General features: G+C 45.1%; 20 protein-coding genes. 10 read left to right on the top strand and 10 right to left on the bottom strand.

Features of this window, described 5'->3' with window-relative positions; translation table 11 throughout:
• Positions 1-218: 218 nt before the first annotated feature.
• Together GVN20_RS16540 and GVN20_RS16535 are read left to right on the top strand one after the other, a co-directional pair.
• Positions 219-422: a DUF2892 domain-containing protein gene (locus GVN20_RS16540; protein ID WP_166559410.1), complete on the top strand. Its 204-nt coding sequence runs from the start codon at positions 219-221 to the stop codon at positions 420-422.
• Between the two features lie 191 nt (positions 423-613).
• Positions 614-1,372 (top strand): hypothetical protein, encoded by a 759-nt coding sequence (locus GVN20_RS16535; protein WP_166559409.1) that lies wholly within the window; start codon positions 614-616, stop codon positions 1,370-1,372.
• A gap of 279 nt (positions 1,373-1,651) precedes the next feature.
• On the opposite strand, the gene GVN20_RS16530 is transcribed toward GVN20_RS16535, so the two are convergent.
• Positions 1,652-3,214, bottom strand: coding sequence for an SBBP repeat-containing protein (locus GVN20_RS16530; RefSeq protein ID WP_166559408.1), 1,563 nt, complete (start codon positions 3,212-3,214; stop codon positions 1,652-1,654).
• A gap of 294 nt (positions 3,215-3,508) precedes the next feature.
• Here GVN20_RS16530 and GVN20_RS16525 point away from each other — a divergent pair, with 294 nt between their 5' ends.
• From GVN20_RS16525 to GVN20_RS16510, 4 genes are all read left to right on the top strand, one after another.
• Entirely contained in the window at positions 3,509-3,850 is a 342-nt protein-coding gene (locus tag GVN20_RS16525; protein WP_166559407.1) for a helix-turn-helix transcriptional regulator, read from the top strand.
• A gap of 66 nt (positions 3,851-3,916) precedes the next feature.
• On the top strand, positions 3,917-4,951 hold the full coding sequence (gene arsB / locus GVN20_RS16520; RefSeq protein ID WP_166559406.1) for an ACR3 family arsenite efflux transporter: 1,035 nt from the start codon (positions 3,917-3,919) through the stop codon (positions 4,949-4,951).
• Positions 4,948-5,553 carry a protein-tyrosine-phosphatase gene (locus GVN20_RS16515; RefSeq protein ID WP_166559405.1) on the top strand — a complete coding sequence of 202 codons (606 nt, stop codon included), beginning with the start codon at positions 4,948-4,950 and terminating at the stop codon, positions 5,551-5,553. The genes arsB and GVN20_RS16515 overlap by 4 nt, the downstream gene beginning before the upstream one ends.
• 222 nt (positions 5,554-5,775) lie before the next feature.
• Positions 5,776-6,231: a DinB family protein gene (locus tag GVN20_RS16510; RefSeq protein ID WP_166559404.1), complete on the top strand. Its 456-nt coding sequence runs from the start codon at positions 5,776-5,778 to the stop codon at positions 6,229-6,231.
• Positions 6,232-6,495: 264 nt separating this feature from the next.
• On the opposite strand, the gene GVN20_RS16505 is transcribed toward GVN20_RS16510, so the two are convergent.
• Positions 6,496-6,780: a hypothetical protein gene (locus GVN20_RS16505; protein ID WP_166559403.1), complete on the bottom strand. Its 285-nt coding sequence runs from the start codon at positions 6,778-6,780 to the stop codon at positions 6,496-6,498.
• A gap of 309 nt (positions 6,781-7,089) precedes the next feature.
• Here GVN20_RS16505 and GVN20_RS16500 point away from each other — a divergent pair, with 309 nt between their 5' ends.
• Positions 7,090-7,650 (top strand): DUF3365 domain-containing protein, encoded by a 561-nt coding sequence (locus GVN20_RS16500; RefSeq protein WP_166559402.1) that lies wholly within the window; start codon positions 7,090-7,092, stop codon positions 7,648-7,650.
• Positions 7,651-7,660: 10 nt separating this feature from the next.
• On the top strand, positions 7,661-8,053 hold the full coding sequence (locus tag GVN20_RS16495) for a rhodanese-like domain-containing protein (protein ID WP_166559401.1): 393 nt from the start codon (positions 7,661-7,663) through the stop codon (positions 8,051-8,053).
• 3 nt (positions 8,054-8,056) lie between these two features.
• Here the strand turns inward: GVN20_RS16495 and GVN20_RS16490 are convergent, their stop codons facing one another.
• On the bottom strand, positions 8,057-8,812 hold the full coding sequence (locus GVN20_RS16490; protein ID WP_166559400.1) for a DUF6503 family protein: 756 nt from the start codon (positions 8,810-8,812) through the stop codon (positions 8,057-8,059).
• A 161-nt stretch (positions 8,813-8,973) separates the two neighbouring features.
• Here GVN20_RS16490 and GVN20_RS16485 point away from each other — a divergent pair, with 161 nt between their 5' ends.
• On the top strand, positions 8,974-10,029 hold the full coding sequence (locus GVN20_RS16485) for a trans-acting enoyl reductase family protein (RefSeq protein ID WP_206023289.1): 1,056 nt from the start codon (positions 8,974-8,976) through the stop codon (positions 10,027-10,029).
• Positions 10,030-10,046: 17 nt separating this feature from the next.
• On the opposite strand, the gene GVN20_RS16480 is transcribed toward GVN20_RS16485, so the two are convergent.
• The 3 genes from GVN20_RS16480 to GVN20_RS16470 all read right to left on the bottom strand — a co-directional run bounded on the left by GVN20_RS16480 (position 10,047) and on the right by GVN20_RS16470 (position 13,332).
• Positions 10,047-10,793, bottom strand: coding sequence for a hypothetical protein (locus GVN20_RS16480; RefSeq protein ID WP_166559399.1), 747 nt, complete (start codon positions 10,791-10,793; stop codon positions 10,047-10,049).
• A gap of 42 nt (positions 10,794-10,835) precedes the next feature.
• Positions 10,836-11,060, bottom strand: coding sequence for a DUF3820 family protein (locus GVN20_RS16475; protein WP_166559398.1), 225 nt, complete (start codon positions 11,058-11,060; stop codon positions 10,836-10,838).
• 85 nt (positions 11,061-11,145) lie between these two features.
• On the bottom strand, positions 11,146-13,332 hold the full coding sequence (locus tag GVN20_RS16470) for a penicillin acylase family protein (protein WP_166559397.1): 2,187 nt from the start codon (positions 13,330-13,332) through the stop codon (positions 11,146-11,148).
• A 123-nt stretch (positions 13,333-13,455) separates the two neighbouring features.
• Between GVN20_RS16470 and GVN20_RS16465 the strand changes: the two genes are divergently transcribed.
• Positions 13,456-15,957: a cation-translocating P-type ATPase gene (locus tag GVN20_RS16465; protein ID WP_166559396.1), complete on the top strand. Its 2,502-nt coding sequence runs from the start codon at positions 13,456-13,458 to the stop codon at positions 15,955-15,957.
• A 44-nt stretch (positions 15,958-16,001) separates the two neighbouring features.
• Here GVN20_RS16465 and GVN20_RS16460 read toward each other — a convergent pair whose 3' ends face one another.
• The 4 genes from GVN20_RS16460 to GVN20_RS30130 form a co-directional block, all read right to left on the bottom strand.
• On the bottom strand, positions 16,002-16,274 hold the full coding sequence (locus GVN20_RS16460) for an Ada metal-binding domain-containing protein (RefSeq protein WP_166559395.1): 273 nt from the start codon (positions 16,272-16,274) through the stop codon (positions 16,002-16,004).
• Positions 16,271-16,981: a 2OG-Fe(II) oxygenase gene (locus GVN20_RS16455; protein ID WP_229599090.1), complete on the bottom strand. Its 711-nt coding sequence runs from the start codon at positions 16,979-16,981 to the stop codon at positions 16,271-16,273. Before GVN20_RS16455 ends, GVN20_RS16460 begins: the two co-directional genes overlap by 4 nt.
• Before the next feature lie 76 nt (positions 16,982-17,057).
• A complete protein-coding gene (locus tag GVN20_RS16450) occupies positions 17,058-20,237 on the bottom strand; it encodes a CotH kinase family protein (protein WP_166559394.1) in 3,180 nt (1,059 codons plus the stop codon).
• Positions 20,238-20,869: 632 nt separating this feature from the next.
• Positions 20,870-20,983, bottom strand: coding sequence for a 3-coathanger stack domain-containing protein (locus tag GVN20_RS30130; protein ID WP_409033841.1), 114 nt, complete (start codon positions 20,981-20,983; stop codon positions 20,870-20,872).
• Between the last annotated feature and the right edge of the window lie 6 nt (positions 20,984-20,989).

Raw genomic sequence — 20,989 nt, 5'->3', positions numbered from 1 at the left:
CAATCTCCGTCAGGAGATGATGAAAATCATCCCAAAATCTTGATTTTCAAGCGCTTTTGTGACATATATCACTGACTCGAAGAGGTTTTTAGTCCGACCTTTACCCCATGAAATCAAACGCCCCAAAACTAATCGTTGTATGCCTGCTTTGCGCGGCGCTGTTGGTGGGTTTGTATTTTTTGATTGAAGGCATTAAACACTAAAAACATCTTACGAACATGAAACCTAACATGGGCGGCACCGACCGCATTATTCGTCTTATTGTAGCCGCTATCGCCGTTGCGCTGTATTTTACGGGAACCCTTACGGGCACACTCGGCATCATCGCACTGGTGGTAGCCGCCGTTTTTGCCGTGACAAGTGTGATGAGTTTTTGTCCACTCTATACTATTTTTGGCTTGAATACTTGTTCAGTGAAATAAGAGATTCTAGCCTCTATTATCTTTATACAACCTGCTCTTGACCGAAGCAGGTTTTTTTATGCCTTGCTAGGGGTTTCGTGGGCAAAAACCCACAATTCAACCTGAATCTTTCTCAATTCAAGAAAAAAGTCATTTTTCAACCAGTGATTGCCGCGAATTTTACGGCGTATTTGAACCAAAACAGCAACACCATGAAATTCAATGAATCTAAAACATTTTCTTTATCCCTAAAAAACTACGCATTCGTCTTCCTGCTTGGCGGGGTGCTTTTGTCAAGCTGCAAAAGCGCTCAAGTAGCTTTTAACCCCGAACTAAACGCCACCGCAATGCCCGTCAAAGGCCGTCAGGGATTCCAGATAGGGCAGGTAATTCGGTACGGCGATTACCGCACCGATAAAGTCAGGCGCGGCTGGACCCGAAGCTACGATGTACCCTTTATTCTCCGGTTTCAGGGCGCGCAGGAAAAACTCAGTTTTACTCAATTCAGTCCCGAAGGCCGCGCGGTCAGGGTATCGTGCGTCAGTCGCTTCAAAAGCAACGATTTGAGTCTGGTACAAGACTTTTTCAGCATCCCGCTTCAATACGAAAATTATTTTGCGGGTACCCTCCTAACCGCCCAAGAAGACACCTGGGATTTTGTGTTGTACAATCCCAACGGTGATTTCCTGAGGCAGAAAGAATCAGCGGGCTACGCCCGAAACTACGCTCAAACCATTGAAATCAAAGCCGTTCGCGGACTAGAAAATCAACCCGAATGGCTCAAAAAAATGGCCGTTTACGGGCACGAATTTGTTCTGAATGGCAAAGTAGTTGGGGCTGTATCTACCCTCAACAACGGCACGGTTTGGATTGACCCTTCGTTGGACGCTGAAACCCGAACCATCCTCGCGGCGCTGGCCACGGGCATCCTGCTCCGCACCGACGTAGAAGTGGTAGAAACAAACAGCTAATCCGCTTAGTAAAGCTGTAAGAAGCCACTGGTTATAGCGCAACGATTCGCTGAGCCATTTGTGCACTCCAATACGCAAATTTGACAGTTCACAGGAATCCTTTTTTAGATTTTCGGTAAATGAGACAATTTTGTATCGTCAATGTGAGACACATACAGCCATCGAAAACAATCATTATTTTATCATAGGTTAGGGTTTAGAAGCAGACAAAGTCGGGTCATTTGGCCCGACTTTGTTTTTTATCAATGAAGCAGAAGCACTCTAAGTGAGAAGTTTTAGCTACTGTTTCATAAATGTAATAAACCCTGAATAACTGCTGCCGCTAGTGTTCCTCGGTAGCTGCGTTAAGCCAAATTGGACAAAACTTTCATAACTTCCTACTACGTGCAAGGCACCAAAAGCCCCAATCGCAATACCTTTACCTACATCATCAGTCTGTCCTCCACCACGCTGTAGTCCCAGCAACACGCCCGTACTGAAGTATTCTGCCACAAAAAGGTCAAATAGCCCAAAGGGTTGGAGCTCATTGCTACCCGAAGCCGAGGGAGTATTGAAATTAGCGACCCCATTATAAGCTCCTGTTACAAAAATATTGCCACCGCTTCGCCCTACAATCGCCTCCCCAAAATCATTGCCTGTTCCTCCGCCTCTTCGCCGCCACAACAGCCCCCCGAAAGTATTGTATTTAAGGACAAAAATATCACCACTCCCCGCCGAAATAAGCTCATTGCTCCCCGAAGCCGAGGGGGTATTGAAATTGGCAGTATTGACAAAATAACCCGTGATATAAAAATCGCCATTGGAATCTACCGCAATATCTTTACCTTCATCAAAATCCGTTCCACCTCCTCTCTGTACCCATTCGGGCGTGCCTAAAGTGCTAAACTTTACCACGAAAATATCGCGCTCACCGTCTGAGACAAGGTCAAAACTCCCCGCGACTGAGGGCACATTAAAACTAGCCTTACTATTAAAAAAACCCACTACATACACGTTACCACTTACATCTACCCCTATCCCATTCCCTTCATCGGAGCCAGTCCCTCCTCCACGGCGCAACCATTGTACTACCCCTGAAGTATTATATTTGGCCACAAAAACATCAGTGTTTCCCGCAGAGACCAGTTCGTTGCTTCCCGTAGCTGATGGGGTATTGAAATTAACGGTAGTTGAAAAATAACCCGTCACATACACGTTACCACTTCCATCTACCGCAATTCCTTTTCCAAACTCTCCCGAAGTTCCACCTCCGCGCCGCAACCACTGCAATGCCCCCGAAGTATTGTATTTGGCCACAAAAATGTCGGTAGACCCTGCCGATACGAGTTCATTTGTACCCGTTGACGAAGGAGTATTAAAATTAGCGGTAGTTGAAAAATAACCCGTCACGTACACATTGCCACTGCCATCTATGGCAATACTTTTCCCTTCTTCTTCCACGAAATTTGACCCACCACCCCGTCGCAGCCACTGTACTGTACCAAATCTGTTGAATTTAGCGACAAAAATATCGGTTCCCCCCACCGAGGTCAGGCTCAGTCCCCCCACGGTGACGGTGCCCTCAAAACGCCCCGTGGTGTATATGTTGCCCGCGTTGTCGGTTGCAACATCGGCAGGAAACAATCCTCCCAGGCTCATTGCCGTATAATCGGTCAAATCCTGACTCACTGAGGTTTTGAATATCGCCCATTCGAGCCCGTTGTACATGCGCATCACTCTGAAAGTAAGGTCAACGGCCAAGTCTCCCAATTGTGGGGATGGTAGGGCCAAAATGGCTTCGTAACTGAGGCGTGGGATGGTTCCCACGGGAGCTGGATTGATGCCGTTCGGCAAAATGGTCACGTTTTGCGCCCATGAAACTTGTAAAAAAAACAACAAAAATATTTGGCAAAAGAGTTGCCTTTTAAAAAAGAGAAGAAGCATTTTCATAAGAAGGGTAAATTAAAATGATTTAGAATGATAAGGTTTAGAATATCACAAATTTGTAAAATTTCTCTGAATGTACTTTATCATTCTACCCCAAGTTATCAAACGGCGCAACACTATTATAATAAATAAAATGCCTCTTCGCTTTGCCTCTAAAAATTGACTTTTTTATTACTTATCGTATATTTGCGATATACAATAAAATATCCGATGGCTACTAACCGAAAAATGGATTTTCTAGCTGACGAAATCGCCTTAGCTGATTTTGCCAAAGCCATTGCCCATCCAGCACGCATCGCGATTCTGAAAATATTAGCCCAACAAAAAAGCTGCATTTGCGGCGAAATCGTGGAAGGCTTACCGTTGGCGCAGGCCACGGTGTCTCAACACTTGAAGGAATTAAAATCCATCGGGCTTATCAAAGGCAGTATCGAAGGCAAAACCTCTTGCTACTGCATTGATTGGGAGGTCTTCAACCAGTTTGTGAGGCAATTTGGGGTTTTCGCCGACCTAGCCAAAAATGCTTCAGGCCAGACGCAATCTTGTTGCTAAGCAGGTAATCAGGTCAGACGATAGTCAAACCACAATTCCCCTGTTAAGTTTTAAAACAATAATAATATGTCTCAAAAAAAACTTTCCTTTTTAGATAATTACCTCACACTTTGGATTTTCTCGGCCATGCTACTCGGCGTGGGCATCGGCTATTTTTTTCCTAAATCAGAAGCTTTCATCAACAGTTTTAGCGTCGGCACCACCAACGTTCCGCTGGCGATTGGACTCATTTTAATGATGTACCCCCCGCTGGCCAAAGTCCGCTTTGAAGAACTGCCAAAGGTATTTTCAAATACCAAAATTCTAGCGCTGTCGTTAGTGCAAAACTGGATTATTGGGCCGCTGTTGATGTTTGGTTTGGCGGTTATTTTCCTGCCCGACAAGCCCGAATACATGACTGGCCTAATTATGATTGGTATTGCCCGCTGCATTGCGATGGTCATCGTGTGGAACGACCTCGCCAACGGTGACCGCCTCTACGCGGCGGGCTTGGTAGCGTTTAACAGTATCTTCCAGGTGCTCTTTTACTCGGTTTACGCTTGGGTTTTTATCACCGTCTTGCCTCCACTTTTTGGCCTGACGGGCTACGAAGTGGATATTACCATCGGTCAGATTGCCCAAAGTGTTTTCGTCTATCTGGGCATCCCGTTTTTGCTGGGCATTATTTCGCGTTATGGACTAACGGCACTAAAAAGTCGGCAATGGTTTGAAGAAGTCTATCTGCCAAAAATCAGCCCAATTACACTGATTTCGCTCCTGCTCACCATTGTGGTGATGTTTAGCTTGAAAGGGCAGTTGATTATACAGATTCCGCTCGACGTGGTCCGCATTGCCATTCCGCTCACGCTGTATTTTGGTATCATGTTTTTATCAGCTTTTTATCTTTCCAAACGAGCGGGGGCCAATTACGCCAAATCCACTTCGTTGGCCTTTACGGCCGCTGGCAACAACTTCGAGTTGGGCATAGCCGTCGCCATTGCCGTTTTTGGAATCAATTCGGGGGCTGCTTTTGCCGCCGTTGTTGGCCCGTTGATTGAAGTACCCGTTTTGATATTGTTCGTGAATTACGCCCTCAAACAAACCCATAAATTTCAACCATGATTGCTGCTGTAAAAACCTATTTTGAAAACCTCAACCTCAACGACGTTTCTGCCGAGCGCCAAGCCATTTTACGACCATTGGTAGATTATATAAAAGCAAAAAACAAGTCACAACAACCTATCAATCTGACGTTTATCTGCACGCACAATTCCCGTCGCAGTCACTTTGGGCAAGTGTGGGCGCAGGTGGCAGCGGCCTATTTTGGAATTCAGAATGTTCATTCTTTTTCGGGAGGCACGGAAGCTACCGCCTGCAATCCCCGCACGATTGCGGCGTTTGAGCGAACAGGATTGAAAGTGACAAAGACCACCGAATCAGAAAACCCTGTTTACGAAATCAGTTTTAATGCTTCGATGGCACCCGTCGTTGCTTTTTCCAAAGTCTATGACCAAGTCCCCAACCCAGCCCAAGGTTTTGCAGCAATCATGACCTGCGACCACGCCGAAGCTAATTGTCCGTTTATTCCTGGAGCCGAGCGACGACTGCCCATTATGTACGTTGACCCCAAAGTCTCCGACAATACGCCCGAAGAAGCCACCACCTACGACGCGCGCTGTCGGCAAATTGCGACCGAGATAAAGTGGGTGTTCGAAAACGTGTAAGTCATTCAAAATAAAGCCATAAAATGAATTTTATGTGACCAAAGTCACCGTTTATCTGCTGATTAAGTTGCAGATTTACGGGATACGAAATCAATCGCTACCAATGGCCGCTTTTATTTTTTTCATCGTCATGTTACACTTAGTCGCAGGTTTTGGCTGGGTACTTTACAAAATCGCTTTCCAGAAAAACAAATCGAAATAGTGCCGTAAAAAAATTGACCTATGGACACCAATGCACAATTATTACTTCCTCTATGGGCCGAAGCCCGTACTCGTTTTTCCAATCAGTTGAAGAATATTAAGGAAAGCGACCTCACAAAAAAACTCGGAGATAGTCCCAACAGCGCGGGTTTTCTGATACGGCACGTGGCGGATGTCGAGCTGCTTTTTAGTAAAAATGTATTTGGACAAACAGACTTAAAAGTATCGGCCAAAACGGTTATTGCCCAACGAGACACGGGCGAATGGACGAATTTAGCCGAACTATTGGCCTACCAGCAGGAGGCTTTTGCGTGCTTAGAAAAAGCCATTTTGGCCCAAACCGACGCCGACTGGCAAAGCACCGTCACTACCAAAGAATTTGGTAGCAAGACCAAGGCTGAAGCTCTCGGACGCATTGTATCACACACCGCTTACCATGCGGGTCAACTGGGCATTGTGTTGAAATATGGAAAATGAAGAGCGAAGGCAATGAATCACGAAACAGTATTAAAATTAAAAGACCAAACGTACCGTTCTATTAACCGTTTTTGGAGCTAAAATCCTCAAAATAAGCAACCTTACCCGTATAAGAATTCGTAAGTCTTACCCAATCTACTTTTCCTGAACCCATAAACTTACAACTGATGTGTTTAATTCTATCAATACGGCCTTTGTAAGGAAGACTTAACAGTGGTTTTTCGTTGTAAAAAACCCGTAATTGGTGTGCATGGAGGATTATTTTCAAGGTTCCCCATTCCGAAAAAAAGCACTTTTAATTCCTGAACTCATAAAGGTGGCGGGTACGTAGCCCGTCTGCGCGGTGAGACGCACGCGGTGCACCATGCCGATATTTCCCACCACTTCCACAAAGGCTGAATCAAGTACTTGGTCGGGCAATTCATACCGCAACAATATCATCGAGGGGATGCTGGTCCCTTCCCGTTTGGCGATGGACAGAGAGGCTCCTTCAAAATCAGTAGCTTTGGGCGACATTTTCCACCATACTATTCCGAGTAGTACCACCACCACTATATGGCGATTTTAAAATATTGGGGGCGGTTTTGAGGTATCAGCAATAAGATAATTATTCAGGAGTAAAAATATGAGACACATAAAAGTACATTTTTCCCGCCGTTGATATCCGCATCTATAACCATGCCCTTACCGATGCCGAAGTACAGAATATTTATATAATAGAACGCTAAACTCCACCCAATTACACTAAAAAGCCAGGTCCAAGCAAATGTACAGGCTTTTCTTTTTTGCGTAACATTCATCACAGAAATTCATTGCTGAAAATCGTATCTTCGCCCCAATATTTAGATAACGAATGCAATGAAATTACAACTTACCATAATAGCGGCAGCATCCGTTTTTTTTACGGCGTTTTATACCGCCGAAACACCACCCCAACAATCAGTCAATTATCAAAAACTCGGCGACTCGCTCAGCTTACAAGCTCAGCAAAGTCTCATTTCCAACTTATTGGGAGCGATTGAAAAAGGCGGCGCGGCCTATGCGGTAGATTATTGCAACGAGAATGCCGTGCCACTGACCAAGGCGCTTTCTCAGAAACATCGGGTGGAGATTCAGCGAATTTCGGCCAAAAACCGAAATCTTGACAATGCCGCCTCGCTGTTTGACAAAAAAATACTGGATCTTTTTGCCGCCAATTCCCTGAAAGATACGCTCGTGCAGGTTTCAAAGGGATACGTTTATTACAAACCCATCAAAATCGGAATGCCTACCTGCCTCCAATGCCACGGCAAACCCAAACAAGACATTGAAGCCGCCACGCTGAAAACAATTCAACGAAAATACCGTTTTGACAAAGCAACCGGCTACGCCATGGGGGAATTGAGAGGCGCATGGAAGCTGACGTTCGTCACCAAATAATAAAAGTTCAATGAAAAACAGTCTATTTTTTCTCGGATTCATCTTAGGGCTTGGGGCTTGCTCACCGGGCCAAAAAGCACAAACTATTGACGCAAAAACCTTTCAAAGCCTCATAGACACCCTCCCCGACGAGGTGGTAGTAGATGTCCGCACTGGTCCAGAACTCGTAGGTGGTGTTATTCCGCAGGCCATCCACATGGATTACAACGGCCCTGATTTTGAGAAACAGATTGCCAAACTCGACAAAAATAAACCAGTTCTGCTCTATTGCGCTACGGGTGGTCGCAGCGCCAGCGCGGGCCAATTATTGCTAGAAAAAGGGTTCAAAAAAGTGTACAACCTAGACGGAGGCCTCAATGGATGGCGAGCGGCGGGGTATTCAACCGCCATCGTAGCCCAATAATCGTCACTTAGCTACGTAATTGCTCTGCTCAATCATGGAAAGTAATTTAGACTTTCCCTCCAAAAAGGCTTTATCGTACTCCGTGGTGGGGATGGTTTTGTCCAAAATTTCGTAGTTCTCATAATTCTGAAACACAATCCCGCCAATGGTGTCGCGCTTGACGGCTTTACGCAAGCGCGGGCCACCGTTGGCGTACGAAAGGTAATCGAGCATATTAGTGGATTGGTTAATCCAATAACAAAACTCATCTTCGTGGTCTTTGCCGCCGCCTTCCTGCTCAAAGGTGACCCTGATTTTGTGGTATTTTTGATTGTCAATGCTTATTTCACCAACGTATTTCAGAATAACGGCAGGCTCCGAGAGCTTGAAAGGAAGCAACACAAAATAAGCAATTGCATTGGTGCCCTCACGGTATTTATCTTCGTCTTTTTTGGAAAGCACCTGAGTTGTATCATTCCTCTTTCTGACAAAACTTTCGTTGGTCAAAATATCATGATACACATTGTTGAGGGAGTCGGTGGTGGTTCGCTCGTAAATAAATTGAGTGCCCGTTTGTTTTAAGTGAACCTTAAATTTTCGAAAGTCAAACGACACATCAAAGGTTTCGTAATTTTTGCCGCCGTGGGCTTCAATGCATTTGTCAACTATTTCTTTGGCCTTTTTATCAACGGGTCTCTCCTTAGCTGTGCTATTTTGATTGGTGTTATTACAGGCAATACAACCACTTAAAATGAGAAGAAAACAAACGAATTTTAACATAGAGACCAAGATTTAGGTAAAACAGTTAAACCGACAAATCGCCATTTTTGTTGCTAAACTACGTTATTTTCAAGATTACCCGCTTCAAATAGCTTTATTTTCTCTCTCCATCCGGTCTCTACCTATTAGCTGTTACCTTTACCCTCTAAACCTCAATCATCATGTCATTTCTTATCTACGGCGCAAGCGGATTTACGGGCACACTCATTGTCGAATTGGCGATAAAGCAAGGCAAAAAGCCCGTCATTGGGGGACGAAACGAAGCCAAAATCAAATCCCTTGCTGAAAAATACGGGCTTGAATACCTAATTTTTGACCTGAATAATCAAGCAAATATCGTCAAACAGCTTAAAAAATTTCCGTTGGTTTTGAATTGCGCTGGTCCCTTTACCCGAACCGCCCAACCCTTAGTAGAAGCCTGTTTGACCACCCAAACGCACTATTTGGACATTACGGGAGAAATAGAAGTGTTTGAATTGGTAAAATCATACCATCAAAAAGCCCTCGCAAGTAAGATTGTTTTGATGCCCGGTGTAGGCTTTGACGTCGTTCCGACGGATTGCATGGCCAAGTTGCTCCACACCAAACTCCCTGACGCCACACACTTAGAATTGGGGTTTACCAACGTCGGCGGTAGTGTCTCGCACGGCACCATGACCACCATGCTCGAAAACCTCGGCAATACGGGCGCGGCCCGAGAAAACGGGGTCATTGTGCCCAAACCGATGGGTGACAAAGGCAAAATAATTGATTTCGGAAAGTTTAAACACTTCGCCATGACCATTCCATGGGGAGATGTCTCTACGGCATATCACACCACGGGTATTCCCAACATCGAAACCTACGTGGGTGTGCCCAAGTTGGCATATTGGTCGATGAAGCTACAATTTTTGTTCAACCCTATTTTACGCAGCCGTTTTATAAAAAAACAATTGCAAAACTACGTCGACAAAAAAATAACCGGACCGACTGAGCATCAATCCCAAAAAGGGCAATCATTCATTTGGGGCAAGGCCACAAATACCGAAGGTAAAACCGTTGAAGCACGTTTGGTCACTCCCGAAGGCTACAAATTGACCGCCGAGGCTTCGTTGCTCATCACCCAAAAAATATTGGATTTAAATAACGTGGCAGGCTACCAAACCCCAGCGGGGCTGTTTGGCTATGAATTGGTTAAGGAAATAAGGGGAGCAACTTTCGAGAAAGAACCCCGTTGATTCTTTCTCAAAAATCACTACCGAATCGGGTCAAAAATAGAGCCACTCACGCCTGTTTCAGTCAATGAATGTCCAGTCCTGAGGTCTTTTATGGGCAGTTTCAACGGTCCAAGTTGATGAAAACTGGGCAGCATAACCCCCGAAGGCTGTTTGCTCCAACCTTCCCACGTAGCCATTACCCCTCCGACGGGAAGGACTTTTACCCACATTTTGTAGGACAGAGGCAATCCGCTGGCATCGAGCTTCCAGAGGTAAGCATCTCCGGGTGTAACTCCGCCGCTGGCATAACTGACCAATAAATCGTTGGTACCGTCTTCATTGGGGACCAAACTGCGGGTGGTTCCTTCGTCAAACACTTTAAAAGGAGCAATCAACCAAAATGAATCGTTGCAAAAATATGCCCACGCTTTTCCACGAACCACATCCAAATCTGGCCCTTTTACTTCTTCAGTTCCTTTGAATGCCCTCCCCTTATCCCAAGTTTGGAGATTCAATAAAACCCGATAGTCACCCCAATTGACAAAAACAAAGTTGTTGTTTTTGTCCCAGACGTACGTATGGCCATTGCCGTATTTCCAAGTGATGATATGGGTACTATCCCAAGCCGATTTGTTGACCGCTAGTAGCATTTTTTTTGCTAAACTATCGGCTTGGGCGCTTGGTGGTGCCACTGGTCTTTTTTCATTCAAGAACGCAAAGGCCGTTAACCCAATCAATGCAACCAACCCCACGAAAACTCCCAATCCTTTTACAATTTTTCTCATTCGTAAGTTTAGTTTATAAAGTAAAATGGCTTGCTAAAACCTTTATTTTTTCTCCCTCAACGGTTTCAGCAGGTACTCTAATCCATTCAATTTAATTTCGTACATCGTTGCCAACAATGCCCCCAGCTTACCGTTGGGAAAGCCTTCTTTATGAAACCATACCAAGTAGGGTTCGGGCAAATCACACAGCAATACCCCTTTGTATTTGCCGAAAGGCATTTGAAAAGTCACTAATTCCTTCAAGTAATTTGAGCTAAAACCATCCATATGTCTGTATATCAATAAATTACATAGAGAACCACAGAGTGAATTATTTCTCTGCGGTTCTCATTTTTCTCTGAGGTTCTCTGCGTTACTTTTTGTCCCCCGGGTGGTACGTCCGTTCGGCGTTTTTCAGAACATCTTCTTTGTAAAATAAAACATCTTTGAATTTCCCCTGCGAATACATCAACCCTTGATCGAAAAAGTGCTTAGAGGCAGGGTCGCCGCTTTCGCCACCCGCCAACAGCGACTTGGCGGTGATACGTGGACCAAATTCAACGGCGCAAATAAAACTGTTGCCGCTCACGCCGTAGCGCTTGTTGGTGCCCGGGTACGGCCGGCTGTTATACGACGGCAACATCCCCCACAACGCCGACGCGTATTTGACGGGATAACTCGGTTGACTGTCATCGTATTTGGATTGCACATCGCCCGTCAAACGCTGAAAACGGTTGATTTCGCCCCAAGGCATTTGCCATTTTCCAAACTTGGTTTTAAGGTCATTCAAGGCCGATACCAACGGCGACGTCAATTGACTAAGCGTAGCTTCAGCGGCAAAACGTTTGGTCATTGTCACTTGATCAGATTCGCCTTCATTGATGTAAAGGCGGGTAATGGTCGGCGTCAGTTTTTGGGCCCATTCGATGGCCACCGTGGTCGCTACCGAATTCTCAGACGTATGATAATTCCAATTTTTCAACAACATAACCGCCTCATTCAGCTGCGAATACAGCGAATCGGTTGGCTTTACATTTTTTTCAAACGAACTAACCAACGCAGGCACCAACACTTCAAATGCCGAAAGGTAGGTATCATAGCCCGACGCAATCACCTTGTCGAGGGTATAACCACTTCCTTGACTCAACACCCGAACGGCATTTACCCCCCTGAAATTCTCGCCATCAGGTGCCATGTATGGCGGAAAATTTTCTTTCTTTGGGCTGTTTGCACCCGCTGCCGTAAAAGGCGTTGAGTTGCAATTTTGCAGCCAGCCATTCACGGGATTGTACAAATGAACAGACTCTTCTACGGGATGCAATCCTTTCCATTCGGTTGCAGACGTGGTGCCATCCATTACTTTCGACCAGTTTAGATTTTTATCACGAATAGGCACATAATTCCCGTGCCAATAGGCAATATTTCCTTTATAATCCGCAAAAACTGTACTGTTTGAGGTATTGGCTTTGAGGTCCATAATTTTTTTATAGTCTTCAAATCCTTTGGCTTTGGTGCGTTTCCAGCTCTGAATCAAGCTCGTCATGGAGCGATTATACGACCGCAGACTTACCCATTTGCCATCGCGCTTGGCCATAATCGGGCCGTGATGCGTATAATAAGTGGTAAATGTTTTGCTTTTCAGAACATCACCGTCGAGGTATTTAATGGTAATTTTCTTTTCCGTAACAGGCTTAAGTTTTTGGTCATATTCGTAGAAAAATTTATCGCCTTTTTTGGTCACCTTTTCGGCATACATATCAGCCACATCGACGTTACACGAAGTGTGCATCCAGCCACAATACTTATTAAAACCCTGATAAACAAAGAATTGACCCCAAGTTACGGCCCCGTATGCGTGAAGCCCCTCCTCGCTCACAACTTGCACTTCTGGGCGAAAATAAAACGTTACGTGGGGATTAATGTACAAAATGGCGTTGCCTGAAGCCGTTTTAGAAGGCGCAAATGCAAAGCCATTAGAGCCTGTTTGGTACTCTGGGTCTTTGGGTTCGGCCAAAGCAGCGGTGGCCTCTCCTGAATAAAAATTCTTCAATTCAGGCACCGTCAACTCTGCCGTGCTAATGGCCCCGATACTGCCGTCGGTCCACAATAGCTGATACCAAGGTTGAAATTTGGTCAGCAATGCTGGCTTTACCTGCGGATTTTTGAGTAAATAGTAGTTGATGCCATCGGCATAGGCGTTCAGCAGTTTTTTCATCCACGGCTCCGCTTTGTTGTAATCCGCAATCGCTTCCGTGGTATCAATCAACAACTTAATTTGCAAATCATTGTACAAAGCCGACTCTCCTTTAAGCTCGGCCATTCGGCCCAATTTCTCAATATAATTCAATTCAACGCGTTTAAAATCATCCTCGCATTGGGCGTACAATAATCCAAAAACGGCATCGGCATCCGACTTGCCATAAATGTGCGGAATGCCCCAATTGTCGCGAATGATGGTTACGCGGTTTGCCTGCTGCTGATAGCGGGCAATCTCGGCGGGCGTAAATTTTTGGGCAAATACCGATAACGGCAACAAAAACAGGAGAGCAAGGTGCTTCATAAGGGTTTTTGAGTAGTTTGATGATGAAAATCAGTCAGGGCTATCCACGTTTATTTTGTAGATTTAGCAAACTTATCAATAACTCTTGCAAGCTCAAAAGAAATTAGGGCTGGTTTTTTTATTATGGCAGTCAACCCATATCCATTTCAAGGCCTTTCGGATGCCGAAGTCAAAGACTCATTAGACAAAAACGGAAACAATGCCCTCCAAAAAGGGGATAACGATGTTTGGTGGCAAGCACTCAAAGAAGCCGCTACTGAGCCTATGTTTCTGCTCTTGGTCGCATGTACCGTTATTTATTTTTCGTTGGGAGAATTGTCGGAAGGCTTTTTTATGTTGGGGGCCATTTTACTGGTTTCAGCCATCTCTTTTTATCAAGACTCCCGCAGCAAAAAAGCCCTCGAAGCCCTAAAAGCCTACACGCAGTCGGCCGCGACGGTGATTCGGAACAATCAACTGGTCGATATTCCCGTCGATGAGTTGGTCATCGGTGATACCGTCGTAGCCTCAGAAGGAGAACTCATTCCTGCCGACGGAAAATTGCGACAAATCAACGATTTCTCCGTCAACGAATCACTCCTTACCGGCGAAGCCTTTGCCGTTCAAAAGGAGCTTAATTCTGACGAAAACGGTCAAGTTTATCGGGGTTCGTTAGTACAATCTGGACAGTGTGTTTTTGAAGTATCGGCCGTGGGGAAGCAGTCAAAATTGGGGCAAATCGGCCAATCGCTCAGTGAAATCCAATCCGAGAAAACACCGTTACAAATACAAATTGAAAATTTTGTCAAAAAAATGGCCGCCGTTGGCGTGGTGGTTTTTCTGATAATTTGGGGGATTAATTATTTTCAATCGCGCGATATTTTAGAAAGTTTGCTCAAAGGGCTGACCATTGCCATGTCGGTCCTCCCCGAAGAAATCCCCGTGGCATTTGCTTCATTTATGGCCTTGGGCGCTTGGCGATTGATGCAGCAGGGCGTGATTGTCAAACAAACCCAAACCGTGGAAGCACTGGGTTCGGCCACGGTATTATGCACCGATAAAACGGGCACCATCACCGAAAACAAAATGGAATTGCATCAAATATATGTGATGCAAACCAACCAAGTAGCCCAAAGCGGCCATTGGGATTCGGCCGCCGCACAAGAGCTCATCACCACTGCCATGTGGGCCAGCGAACCCGCCCCCTTTGACCCTATGGAAAAGGCTCTGCATCAGGCATACGCATCTATCACTGCCACCGACGAGCGCCCTCTGTTTAAATTTATTCATGAATATCCGCTCTCGGGCAAGCCGCCGATGATGACGCATCTCTTTGAAAATGAAGCAGGAAAACGCATCATTGCCTGCAAAGGTGCACCCGAGGCCATCATTCAACATTCTTCCGTTTCAGAAGAACAAAAAGCCATCATTCTCCAACAAGTCGCCGAGTTTGCCGCTGAAGGCTATCGGGTTTTAGGCGTAGGAACAACCGATTTTGAAGGCAATAATTTTCCCCAAAATCAACAAGATTTTGAGTTTCGATTTTTGGGATTGGTAGGATTTTATGACCCGCCCAAACGTAACATTTCCAAAGTTTTCAAGCAATTTTATGACGCTGGCATCCAAGTCAAAATCATCACGGGTGACAATTCCCTCACGACCGCTTCAATTGCCAAACAAGCACATTTTAGGAGCAAGCTCCCTCCCATCACGGGCGACGAATTGCTTAAACTAAGTCCCGAAGAGCAGGCCGACAAAATCAGCAAAGTGAGCATCTTTACACGGATGTTTCCCGAAGCCAAGCTTAAAATTATTAATACCTTAAAAGACCAACACCAAATCGTGGGCATGACGGGCGACGGCGTTAACGACGGCCCAGCCCTCAAGGCAGCCCACATCGGAATCGCCATGGGAAAACGTGGCTCAGAAATTGCGAAACAGGCCTCTTCCTTGATTTTGGTGGATGACGATTTCGGTAAAATGGTAGATGCCGTTGCGATGGGGAGAAAAATTTACACCAATCTCAAAAAAGCCATTCAATACATCATTTCCATTCACATCCCCATCATTCTGACGGTAGCGTTGCCGCTGATTTTGGGGTGGGTTTATCCGTCCATTTTTACGCCCGTACACGTAATTTTTCTAGAACTCATCATGGGGCCGACCTGCTCCATTGTTTACGAAAATGAGCCCTTAGAAAGAAACGCCATGAAGCAGCCCCCCAGAGCGCTAACGGATACATTTTTAAACCTCAAAGAGTTATCTATCAGCATTGTACAGGGCTTATTTATTACGCTGGGCACTTTATTTTCATACCGCTATTCGGTCGCAGAGGGCTATGACGAAAACCTAACCCGGACCATGGTTTTTGCGACGTTGGTCATGGCCAATGTATTTTTAACGCTGGTTAACCGCTCGTTTCAGGAATCTATTTTCACCACTTTTCGGTACAAAAACAACCTCTTGGTAGGGGTCATTGCCATCACGATTTTATTGCTGGCGGCACTTGTATACGTCCCTGTTTTTGCGTCCTTTTTCAAGCTATCGCCGCTCACTCTCTCCCAGGTTGGAATCGCGGCTTTGGTAGGCTTAGCGTCAGTAATTTGGTTTGAGGGATATAAGTGGACACGTAGACAAAAGCAATAAGGCTCAGTTTTGAGAAACTGCGGCAGTGATGTGCCTGCGGTTTCTCAAAACTGCAAGTCTCGTTTTTTTTTCCAATCCAGATATTCTTTCGACATACAACAACCACAGGGCCGGTAACCATGCTGCAATGCCTCTTCCTCGCTCTTAAAAAAGACGCGGTTTTGAGGTGAGAGTCGTTTGCCCGACGCGCAGATAAGTTGCCCATAAATTTTTAAGCGACAATTACCACCAAGGCTGATTTCACCAGTACCAATCAGTACTGAAAGCATTCTCAATCGTCCAAAAGTAGTAGGGCCTAACTCAAGGTACTTTCTCATTTTGCGTCATGAAAAATGATACCAACATTGTAGCGTTTTCCCGCCAAGACTTCACTGACACCGTGCCGCATGGCTGTTCGGTAGTACCCTTTTGTACCTAAAACAGGTCGAAAATTAGTCGTAAAAACCAACATTTGACCCTGAGTCGGGCGAAGTACAATTGCTTTGGACTGCATCCGAGGGCGCTGTTCGGTCATGACAAATTCGCCACCTTTGTAGTCTTTTTCGGAGTCAGTAAGAAATAAAACCGCTTGAAAAGGAAAATACACCTCTCCGTATAAATCCTGATGCAGGGTATTAAAATCTCCTTTCTTGTATTTAAGAATCAAGGGAGTGGGCCGATGTTGCCCCTTTTGGTGGCATAATTCCAAAAAGGCACTGAGCGTTTCGGGATAATGTACAGGAATGCCCAACTTATGCATCCAATCGTTGGCAACGGAAGCTAAATACGGATATAACCCACTGCGAAGTTGCTCGATAACGACAGGCAGTGGGTAGGAAAAATACTTATATTCCCCAAGGCCGAAATTATACCGTTTCATATCAATTACGCTGCGATAGGCTTCGCGGGTATCGTACATTTCGATGAACGTGTGGCATACTTCGGTAGACACTACGTCAGAAAAAAGAGCGAAGCCTTTTTGATTCAGTGAATCAATGGCTTCGCTCCAATTGAGGCTGGAAAATGGAATTATCGGTTGCATCATTTATCGGTTCTTGTTTCAACAAAAGAACGTCAAAGTCGACACCCCAACAATCCGTTTCTTGCGGGATGTATGTAGGTCAGGGACACCCGCTGATTTGGGCCCGAAACACCGCCCCTTGGCTCGTGTTGAAGCCCGGGTTTAGCTCAATAAAGCGCTTGGCCTCGTAAAGCACATTCGACGTACTCCCCACGCTCGCCGTCGATACCAGCATTCCTTCTTGCAGGGAACTTGCTCCCGCCGCCGTAGGTCCGCTTAGCACTCGCTTGGTTTCCACAAAAATATCATCAATTCCCAATTCATCGCGCGCACCACTCGTACCGCTTTGCCGATAATAACGCCACAGCAATTGAATGTAAGGTTGGTTGGCCAAAACATTGGGCAGCGTTACGTCAAATACAGTACTATCACCATCGGCACTACCCCTGATATATTCAACTACTTGATTGTTGTCATTTAATACGTCGGTAAAACTCCCCTGATCTCCTATACGATATTGCAACCGAATGGCATACTGACGGAGGTTTATTTTAACGGTACGGCCAGTCCATCTGACCCGCACTTCATCTTTGCCTGTTGTACTCAATATCAGTAATGCCCCTCCCAACTTAGTGGCAGGATAGCCAACGTTCTCCCCTCCAGTATTGATAAAAGAGAAACCCCTTGTACCCAATCCATTAATTCTGGTACTGCCTCCCAAATTAAATGCCCCGCTCGTGTAGCCAGCAATCAATGAACTTACCCCAGGGTCTGAATCTGCCATATAAACAAATTTCATATTGGCTGGGCTGGTGCCGGGAGTAGATGTAGAAGCCCATTCGGTAAAACGGTATCCACAAGGGTCTAACGGAACAACCTCAAAAACAGCCGTGTAAACAATACCCGGTGTCACAGTCAAAACAGAATCTGTACTGGTTGTTGAATTGTAAGACCAATGCTTAAATTTATAACCTGTTTTTCCATAAGCCCGCAGTTGGACGGGAATGCCGTTGTAATACCTTCCCGTCCAAGGGTAAGGCGTAGCACTTACACCGGGCGTCGTTGGTAAAATATCAATTGTGTTTACTTTCACATACCCGTGGTCAGGATTAGATACATTGACCGTCAGGTCGTACTGGCCGCTGATACCAAATTTCCCCTGAATCTGACCGCGTTGATTGTTGGGGCGCTGTTGAATAAAATTAATACAGTCGTTGATTTTAGTTAACCACTGGGTGCTACTAGCCAGTGTTTTCCAACGGTCGAGGTGGGCAGGAATTTCGGCGCTGATACCGTCCCGTTTGGCATTGACGAGTTGTGTAAGGTGGGCGGGCAGGAAGGCCGTATTCATCAAATCGGCAAAACGATTGATGAATGCATACTTAAACGTTTCGTTCAACAATAGCTTTCCCAACAAAAACCCCGGACTGCCAACGGTCCCGATGGTGGAAGCAATCGAAAGTCGGTTTTGGGTAGGCTCCGTCATGGCGTGGTCGGTATCGTAGAGGCTCCACCGCCACCGTCCGTCATGGCCATAGGCTGCGTTGGGGTTGTAAGGAGTTCTCAAACGCCAAAGTTTGATGTTGTTGGGGCCCCAATCCCAGTTGTTATAGTAAATTTCCGCAATCTCATAATCTATAAAACTCTCCACATCCATTTGGGTCTTGATATAGTCGTAATGCGTTGCGTTGGCGATATTGTTTACGTTGATATAATTGAGCATGGCATCATAGTGCTGTGTATCACCTTCGTCTACCTCCGTACCTATCACATCCAGATTATCGGCATCTACTCCGTATTTTTGGGCGTAATAATGCTTGTCCTGCCGTTGGCGTAAATTATGAATGCCCCAATATTCTCCGTTCAAAAACAGAATGGCAGGTCTGTACGCCTGAATATCCATTTTCAGGTGTGCCACCGACCCGTGGATGAAAGCATCTTTGAATAACGTTCCTGCATAATCGTTTCCGGAATTTCGCAGGATAAACGTTTTGTACTCTGAATAAGGCAAATCAGGAAATATTGAGTTTTCGATGGTTTTATATTGATCCGTGCCGTAGATTCTCAATGACTTAAACCGATACCCGCGCGACCAACCGCCGTGGATTCGAAGTCCAATATCTTGTTTATAAACCACCGTATCAGACTCAATAATTTCAAAATGAGACGCCCGTTCGGCGGCTTCGCCCGTTCGGCGGTAGTTGGCGGGATTATCGGTATCAGGACCTTGGGTAGGGTTGGCCAACCGCCAAGTATCAAAATCAATCCCCGGCACATAAATCCCGTTGTAATAATCAAACAAGCCATCTTCTTGCGACATGATTGACACCACGGGCAGCGTAAATTTATTGGCGCCAGTCGGCGAAAAGAAAAACGAACTCGACGTAATCTCACTCGGCAATGCTCCAGACTTTACGGCTATTGCCCTGACAATCTTACCCTTATAGATGGGAGATGCTGGCAAATATTCCAATCCCTGACTGTGGGTACTCGCCATCATGCTGATTTTGTTGGGCAAACTAGAAGGATCTGTCACCGATATTGAGCTCGTGTATTGATAGGACTGATAGGTCTGATACAAACTATTACCTGGCAAATCATTGAATTCATTGCGGTATTCGTAGCTTTGGGGCGTCAGTTTTGTAGAATCGGGCACCGAGCCGTCGATGGTATAATAGATTTTAACGCTTGGGTCGGCATGATTCATGGAAAGCATGAACGAGCTGTTATAAAATCCGCCTGAATGAGAAAACGCAGGCGGAGCCAACAACTCATTGTAACTGTTAGCCTCAACATTGGCAGCTCCAGGCGACGAAGGTTTGAAATATTTGAGACCAACTCCTCCATTTGGCAACCGACCGTACGAAATATCCATCGGCTGAGGCCCAAACGAAAGGCTATCTACAATCGTAACGCCGTCATCATCCACCAGCGCTACCCGCTCTCCATCGGCCGACAGCGAAAAACTCGTGTGATTGGCCCCTCTTGCTACGGTACTACTCGCCCATATGATTAGGTAACCGTTGGCAGGTACGACCACTTGCCCAGGGGTGGTGGTAAAACGGAATTTGGTTAAATTGGAATACGTGTCCGTCATGTAATAACCCGCCAAATCAACGGGGCTACCGCTTGGATTATACAACTCAATCCAATCGGAATATTCGTCGGCATTGTCGGTGACCGTATTCTGATTGGAAGCCATCACTTCATTGATTTTCACTTGTGCACACAGGCTGGTGACATGCAGAAAAAAAAACATTCCCAATAAAAAGTGTTTCATAACAAACTTATATTCAATCTGATTTATTACTAGAAATAGGCTGTAAACCACCGATTTACGTCATCTAAAAACAAGCCATTTTGTCAATAACCAAATGATTATTGCTAGAACTATTTTTAGTAAGTAGTAAATAGATTTCAGTATTCAGTGTTTAATTAGAAAAGGTAATTGTGGGGCTATAAACCGCAAAACTTCAATCTTAATACAACTTAGATGGTTTATAATTAATTCTTTCATTGAAGCCTTAGTCAATGGATTCTTAGTAATCAAAAAACTACTCTGAATGTGCCCGAACAAATAGGTAAAAAATATACCTTTTAAAATAAATAGCGAAGTTTTCTAATCAATATATATCAATAACTACGGCAAATAAAATGCATAATTATTCCATTTATTTTAATTTATACTAAAAAGTTATCAAACGGTCTTTCTTTTTAGGATAAATTAAAAAATGCATCGCAGAAGAATAAAGGATTAGACTTGAGCATTAAATTGCAATTAGGAAAAAGTGTAAAATACTTTTTCCTAATTTTTAAATACACGAAGAAGAGTTTCAATCAAAAAAATTTTGGGCTAATAAATATGCTTTAAAAAAAACGTTTTAGATTTAAAAGAATAACGCAAATCCCTCCCTACGGACAGCCCTTTGTCTGGGCTTGAAACACCGCTCCCTGACTCGTGTTGAAGCCAGGATTCAGCTCAATAAAGCGTTTGGCCTCATACAGCACATTCGACGTACTTGCCACGCTCGC

Source organism: Runella sp. CRIBMP (genome assembly GCF_009905605.1).
Taxonomy (GTDB): domain Bacteria; phylum Bacteroidota; class Bacteroidia; order Cytophagales; family Spirosomataceae; genus Runella.
This window is presented reverse-complemented; position numbering and strand designations above follow the sequence as displayed.

Coding starts and splice junctions, on each gene's coding strand:
- GVN20_RS16540 (WP_166559410.1), top strand. CDS start 219: ATGAAACCTAACATGGGCGGCACCGACCGCATTATTCGTCTTATTGTA.
- GVN20_RS16535 (WP_166559409.1), top strand. CDS start 614: ATGAAATTCAATGAATCTAAAACATTTTCTTTATCCCTAAAAAACTAC.
- GVN20_RS16525 (WP_166559407.1), top strand. CDS start 3,509: ATGGCTACTAACCGAAAAATGGATTTTCTAGCTGACGAAATCGCCTTA.
- arsB (WP_166559406.1), top strand. CDS start 3,917: ATGTCTCAAAAAAAACTTTCCTTTTTAGATAATTACCTCACACTTTGG.
- GVN20_RS16515 (WP_166559405.1), top strand. CDS start 4,948: ATGATTGCTGCTGTAAAAACCTATTTTGAAAACCTCAACCTCAACGAC.
- GVN20_RS16510 (WP_166559404.1), top strand. CDS start 5,776: ATGGACACCAATGCACAATTATTACTTCCTCTATGGGCCGAAGCCCGT.
- GVN20_RS16500 (WP_166559402.1), top strand. CDS start 7,090: ATGAAATTACAACTTACCATAATAGCGGCAGCATCCGTTTTTTTTACG.
- GVN20_RS16495 (WP_166559401.1), top strand. CDS start 7,661: ATGAAAAACAGTCTATTTTTTCTCGGATTCATCTTAGGGCTTGGGGCT.
- GVN20_RS16490 (WP_166559400.1), bottom strand. CDS start 8,812: ATGTTAAAATTCGTTTGTTTTCTTCTCATTTTAAGTGGTTGTATTGCC.
- GVN20_RS16485 (WP_206023289.1), top strand. CDS start 8,974: ATGTCATTTCTTATCTACGGCGCAAGCGGATTTACGGGCACACTCATT.
- GVN20_RS16480 (WP_166559399.1), bottom strand. CDS start 10,793: ATGAGAAAAATTGTAAAAGGATTGGGAGTTTTCGTGGGGTTGGTTGCA.
- GVN20_RS16475 (WP_166559398.1), bottom strand. CDS start 11,060: ATGGATGGTTTTAGCTCAAATTACTTGAAGGAATTAGTGACTTTTCAA.
- GVN20_RS16470 (WP_166559397.1), bottom strand. CDS start 13,332: ATGAAGCACCTTGCTCTCCTGTTTTTGTTGCCGTTATCGGTATTTGCC.
- GVN20_RS16465 (WP_166559396.1), top strand. CDS start 13,456: ATGGCAGTCAACCCATATCCATTTCAAGGCCTTTCGGATGCCGAAGTC.
- GVN20_RS16460 (WP_166559395.1), bottom strand. CDS start 16,274: ATGAGAAAGTACCTTGAGTTAGGCCCTACTACTTTTGGACGATTGAGA.
- GVN20_RS16455 (WP_229599090.1), bottom strand. CDS start 16,981: ATGATGCAACCGATAATTCCATTTTCCAGCCTCAATTGGAGCGAAGCC.
- GVN20_RS16450 (WP_166559394.1), bottom strand. CDS start 20,237: ATGAAACACTTTTTATTGGGAATGTTTTTTTTTCTGCATGTCACCAGC.